Annotated in this window: 3 protein-coding genes and 3 pseudogenes; 1 reads left to right on the forward strand and 5 read right to left on the reverse strand. The window is 41.9% G+C overall.

Going from position 1 to position 3,883, the window contains the following annotated elements:
- Positions 1-96: 96 nt before the first annotated feature.
- Positions 97-207 (reverse strand): annotated as a pseudogene (locus ACLGE8_RS22605) (hypothetical protein); the annotation flags it as partial.
- Between the two features lie 292 nt (positions 208-499).
- Positions 500-887 (reverse strand): annotated as a pseudogene (locus ACLGE8_RS22610) (LexA family transcriptional regulator).
- Between the two features lie 275 nt (positions 888-1,162).
- On the opposite strand from ACLGE8_RS22610, the gene ACLGE8_RS22615 reads away from it, so the two are divergent.
- A complete protein-coding gene (locus tag ACLGE8_RS22615) occupies positions 1,163-2,248 on the forward strand; it encodes an acyltransferase family protein (protein ID WP_411001360.1) in 1,086 nt (361 codons plus the stop codon).
- A gap of 49 nt (positions 2,249-2,297) precedes the next feature.
- Here the strand turns inward: ACLGE8_RS22615 and ACLGE8_RS22620 are convergent, their stop codons facing one another.
- The 3 genes and pseudogenes from ACLGE8_RS22620 to ACLGE8_RS22630 form a co-directional block, all read right to left on the reverse strand.
- Positions 2,298-2,723: a tail fiber assembly protein gene (locus ACLGE8_RS22620; RefSeq protein WP_411001362.1), complete on the reverse strand. Its 426-nt coding sequence runs from the start codon at positions 2,721-2,723 to the stop codon at positions 2,298-2,300.
- A gap of 64 nt (positions 2,724-2,787) precedes the next feature.
- On the reverse strand, positions 2,788-3,444 hold the full coding sequence (locus ACLGE8_RS22625) for a hypothetical protein (RefSeq protein ID WP_411001364.1): 657 nt from the start codon (positions 3,442-3,444) through the stop codon (positions 2,788-2,790).
- An 11-nt stretch (positions 3,445-3,455) separates the two neighbouring features.
- Positions 3,456-3,626, reverse strand: a pseudogene (locus ACLGE8_RS22630) (hypothetical protein); the annotation flags it as partial.
- Positions 3,627-3,883: the final 257 nt, after the last annotated feature.

The following is a 3,883-nucleotide window of genomic DNA, read 5'->3' on the forward strand; positions in this document are numbered from 1 at the left end:
ATCGGATCTTACGCATAGCGATCTCCTCAGGGGACATAATCAGTATGTCGGAAGATCTCTAAAAGTGAATGGGTCGTTTTGCCGGGATACTTACAAATAGGTCACGGTCTTGTTGTTGATAGCGCCTTCCATACCTTTAACGATAAGGTCAGCCTCTTCGAAAAGGTCAGCCTCTTCGAACCATTCCATATGACGCAGCATTACATTAAAAAATAACACTAACATCATGAATTAATGAACAAAACAGTCATTTCAAATTCAAAAAAACAACCACTTCATGCCTTTCGTAACTTACTGATTATCAAAAACTTGATTTTAGTTTTGGGGAAAGTTATCGGTCCGATTACAAGGTTTTTTAAATCATGCGTACTTTTTCATAAAATCAACATGTTACAGTGTTTTTCGCCAATAACTCATAATTACATAATCAATATTACCAGTAAGTTATAAGTGCAATAACGTTCCAATGGCGAAGCTTTTCGAACCAGCAACACACGCTTCACATCACTGGGCAATCATCAAACTCTCCCGATCTGGCATCGTTGATGATGTACGTGATCACTCCAAAAACAGGGAGTGACCCCGTATACCCACCTTTATCTTCCGGTAGTTCTTCTCTTCGACCATTTTCTAGGTTGATCAGGTGTGGGGTTGGGTGCAGGCGATAACGCTTTACCCTGAACTCTCCCTCGATAGCACACACAAGAAGTAAGCCATCGAATGGAGAAAGCGAAGAGTCGACCACCAACAAGGCCCTTGCAAAACTCCTTCACGAAAATGAGAGCACGCGGCGCGCATAAAGTGAGTCGCAGTTGACTTACTGATAAGTAGCTTATCGAGGGAAATTCTTTTTCAGCGAAATCAGCAGCGGGTGATGAAAATCCCATGTCAACGCCCTATCACTGGATAAAAATACAACATACATACTGTGTACATAACCAGTAAAGAGGGAGTTAGCCAAAGTCGCGGAACTAGTTTATGACAAAGAGAATTTTTATGGTTTGAGGGGCGCGTGCCGGCGGCCCGCTAAACGTTGGTTTGGGAAAAACGGCAATAATGAACGTAGGGACTGAGAACTCTACTTAGGATTTAATTATGAAAAGTTGAAAGTTCGGTGCTTTCTTATAGAATGTCACCACTAACTATACTGGATGTTTACAAAATGCACTGTAAAGCGCTCGATGGATTACGTGGTTATGCAGCAATGTCGGTTATTATTTTTCATGCATTGTTACATTATAATAGTGACTTATGGGATCTTTTTTGCTCCCTACCCGTAAAAGATGAATATACAAAAAGCGGTCTTTGGCCTTTTTCTGTCGCTATAAGTATTTTTAATGGAAGGGCTCCAGTTATAATATTTTTCATCCTAAGTGGATATGTGTTATCTGCATCAATCTTGCGTTCAGGAGGTAGTTACATTCCATTCATTATAAAACGTGTAGGCAGAATATATCCTACAGTAATTGCAGCGATTTTATTGACGCTTGTGGTTGGGCTTGGAATAAAAAAATTTATACCATCATTTCCGCTGCCATCACTTGAAAATGTCATAAAAAACTCATTGCTAATTGATAGTTCGGTTCTTCATGTAACATGGACTTTGACGGAAGAAATGGCATTTGCTTTGATTGTTTATCCATTGTGCTTACTAGTTAAGCGCTATGGAATATTGGTTCTTTTTGTTGCTTTGTTTTATTCCATTGCGGCAATCGAAAGACCATCGCTTACTCTAAACATTCCATGGCTGAACATATCATTAATATTTTTTATTTGTGGCATGTTGCTAAATACAAACCTGGCAAAATCCATCTTTTCTAATAAGCAAAAATACCTTGCATTAGCTTTCATCTCTGTATTTACGATAGGGAGAATTTACCAAGAATTTTCACCCAATTACATTCTGACGCAAGCTATTCTTTGCACCACTGTCATTGGAATTATCATATATAACAAAGATGGTAGGATTGTAAGGTTTCTAGAAAATAGATTCTCATTACTTATAGGTAAAACTAGTTACAGCCTGTACCTTTTTGCTGTTCCTGTTGGGCTGATAGTATACGCGGTACTAGATTATAGCGGCAGTCATCGCATTGCTTTTGGAATATTTGCTGGCTTTATTATCCTAGCAATATCCATTCCTCTGTCCATGATAACCTATAATTTTATTGAAAAGCCTTCTATTAAAATCACTAGAGCCATTTCAAAATTACCGATACTCAATAGAGTGGCTAAGACAACTAATTGATATGGGTAGACTATGCCCGTCACTGACGGACATAGTATTTCATGTCTATTCATTGAGGTTGGAACGGCCAGTCAATATTCGACACAGTTGACGTATTTACGCCGTCAACTGTGTCGATGTAGTCCAGCGTAGCATTCACTTTCGCTGACTCAGTAGCAGTCAGCGTACGGCCCATCAGCAGTGAAATCGACTGCTGGGTCGACGCTATCAGCGATTGTTTTTGGTGCTCAGCCTGCTCAATCAGTTTCTCTAGAATAAGGACTGACTCAGGGCGATCAACCCAGCAAAGCGCCCCATCAACCATGCTAACCATTTTTCCGGATGGTTCATTGCCACCATTAAATTTCGCCGCACCTTCGTCGCTAATCTCAATACCGTCAGTTGGCCATACACCGGCAGAGGCGTAAAAGTCATAAAACTCAACTGGAAAAATTGCATTCTGCGATGGGAAATGTACAGAATTTTGTTTCATCATAATTTTCCTATAGCTAAATACCCCATCGACACAGTTAATCCCTGACCTGATGGATTTACTACGTTTATATTTGCTTGTGTGATACTGCTTGCGTTAGCAACTGCGATGTCTGGTGTTCTGTGGTTGAGTAAACAATAGGGATAAGACAGTAATTTGCTGAAGTAAATGGAATTTGGAATGTAGATACAAACGCGCCATTACTAGACTGACCAGATCCCCATTGAACAATATACCCACTCGGTAATTTGAAATGGTTGGTTCCTGATGCAAATGCTGACATATCTGGGATTTGACCAGTTCCGGTACCCACACCTTTTGTAACCGCTGTTCCCAAACCAATCTTTGAGATGACTCCAGCAGCATTAGTTTGCGCCAGGATTTCGCGGGCAAAAGCGGTAAGGTCAGCTAAGGCTGCAGATTTCGAACCAGTGAAATAAGGGAGTTTGTTAGCGGCACCAACCAAAGCGGCAAACGCGCCTATTGAATCAGTGTTTGCAGCAAACATCAGCTTCAACACCTTAAAAAACTGACCACAATCCGCTTTATCCAGGGTTATGCCACCAGATTCCACCAACCCAGCCAACTCTTCCTGTATAGCATCGAAATAATCGTCATCAAGGTCCGTCGCTGGAACGCCTGTTTGCGGGTTACCGCGGGAAAAACCATTCTTTCCCGCGCCGAATTTATCTTTCTGCGCAGTTGGTGTGTCAATGCGATGCATAATGTCTCCGGTTAAGGATATTTGAATACGACGTAGGTATGGGACGGGCAGAGCTTATTGATAACGCATTCAGCTACCGTGTCGCCCCAGTAACGGATAGGGGTTTCGCAATCATCCGTGCAGGTCATCCACGTTACATCAGAGGTTGCTGGCATGTTCACCTGCCAGTAATAACGCCATTCAGTGGAGTACGGGGCGTAAATACGAAAGAACTGCTGGGACATAAATCGCAGAGACAAACTGATAGCTATCATGACGACCGCGGCAAAGACTGGATCACCGTTGCTATTTAGGCGGATTTAAGCCGGGGTTTTGATAAACTTTTGATAACCGTTCGAAAGCTAACAATAAATATCCTCCGGCATAGCCGGAGGTTTTTCTGATGCGCCTATAAGGCTCTCTTACCAGCCGCGCCCTAACAGGCGCATACGATCTGACA

It is taken from the genome of Kluyvera sp. 142486 (genome assembly GCF_046569695.1).
In the GTDB taxonomy this organism is placed as follows: Bacteria; Pseudomonadota; Gammaproteobacteria; order Enterobacterales; family Enterobacteriaceae; genus Kluyvera.